This is a genomic window from Microvirga sp. P4_G7, from assembly GCF_056401005.1.
The window spans coordinates 1-1,739 of sequence record NZ_JBFUKD010000733.1 but is presented as its reverse complement, the minus strand read 5'-3'; the positions used below and the strand labels follow the sequence as shown (position 1 = coordinate 1,739).

Annotated in this window: 2 protein-coding genes; both read right to left on the bottom strand. The window is 62.3% G+C overall.

Annotation, left to right across the window (positions count from 1 at the left end; translation table 11 throughout):
* Positions 1–987: NAD(P)/FAD-dependent oxidoreductase (locus tag AC1DT3_RS20110; RefSeq protein WP_477466981.1), on the bottom strand; the 987-nt coding region annotated here is incomplete at its 3' end.
* A gap of 19 nt (positions 988–1,006) precedes the next feature.
* A partial coding sequence (locus AC1DT3_RS20105; RefSeq protein WP_477466980.1) for a proline racemase family protein occupies positions 1,007–1,739 on the bottom strand: 733 nt, incomplete at its 5' end.

The window sequence follows — 1,739 nt, the reverse complement described above, 5'->3', positions numbered from 1 at the left end:
TCGGTGCACCATGGCCCGTGTGCGCTGATGGTTGGGTTCAGCCTTCAGGCCGGCAAACTCGACGGCGCCGCCGACACGATCACCCGTCGCGAGCGGCGTGGTCACGAACCCTTCCCCCTCATAGGCGACGGGCCGACCGACGCCGAACGAGCCTGGAGCGAACGTGGCGTTGTAGCCTCGCTCCGTATCGAGCGGTATATGGTCACCGACCTGCTTGGCCAATGATCGCGACCACACCCCCGCAGCGATGACCAGACGATCACTCTCGTTCAATGGTTGCCCGCCACTTGTCTTCACGACAACGCCATTCGCGCTGGTCTCGATGGCAATCGCGTCTTCCGCGATCAGATGAACGCCACGCGCCATTGCGCATTTCAATAGAGCATCGGCGAGATCGGCCGGATCGGAAACGTGGCACCCCTGGTTATAGTAGGCTGCGGCCTGCACACCCTGCAGCGCCGGTTCCAACCGCTTGACCTCGGCCGGATCGAGCGTTTCGACCGAGATACCGTAATTGCGCTGCCGCACGAATAGGGGCGCGGCCGCTTCGAAGCCGCTCCGGCTCTTCCAGACGCACAGGATGCCGCTCTCACGCAGGTGATGCTGCAAGCCGAGCATTTCGAGGCGCTGTTGCCAAGCGTGCAGCGCGCCTCCGTTCAAAGCACGGATCGCCTTCGTGCTGTGCTCGATCTGGCCTGGCGTGGCCGCCCTCAAGAAGCGCGTCAGCCAGGGGGCGAGGTCTGGGAGATACGACGGCCTGATCGTCAGTGGTCCAAGCGGATCAAGCAGCCAACGAGGAAGGTTTCGCCACATCTTGGGCGAGGCGAGCGGAAGGATATCAGTGTGCGCGATCCATCCTGCATTGCCGTCGGTCGGTCGCCCTTGCCGTCCGCCTTTGTCGACAAGCGTGATCTCGTGACCCTCATCCAGCAGCGCGTGCGCCGTGGTGAGCCCCACAATGCCTGCCCCGATGACCGTGATGCGCATGCAAGCCCGCCTTACTGCTTTAAGACTTCTTGTCGACGACCTGAAATCCGAGTGCGAACGGGTCCCTTTCATCGATGAAGATCGTATTGAAACCCGTCACGCGGGCCCAACCCTCGATGGAGGGAATGATCGCATCGCGATCACCGACTTTCGCGCGCCCTTCGATGCGGCCGGTGAAAGTCGATCCGATGATGCTCTCATGGACGAAGTCATCGCCTTCCGTGAGCTTGCCCTGCGCCGCCAATTGGGCCATGCGGGCCGACGTCCCCGTGCCGCAGGGCGAACGGTCGATCGCTTTGTCACCATAGAAGACGGCGTTGCGCGCCGTGCCGCCTTCCGTCTGGGGCCTTCCGGTCCACAGCACATGCGTCAGTTTGTCGATGGCAGAATTCTCGGGATGAGCGATGGCGTGCCGCGCATTGAACGCATCGCGCAGCTTCGGACTCCAGCGCAGAATGTCCGACGGGTTCACGTCGGCGAGATCGGAATAGGCCGCTTGTGGTCCGACGATCGCATAGAAGTTTCCGCCATACGCGACATCCACGGAGAGCGTGCCCAGGCCATCGACGTCGACCTCGTAGCCGGTGCCATAGAGGAATGAGGGAATGTTGGTGATCCGCACGCTGTCGATGAACGGGCCATTCTGCTCATAACGTGCTTCCACCAACCCGGCGGGCGTGTCGAGTTTCAGAAGGCCAGGTGTTTTGGGGTGGATGAGTCCATTCTCGAGCGCGATGGTCACGGTGCCGATC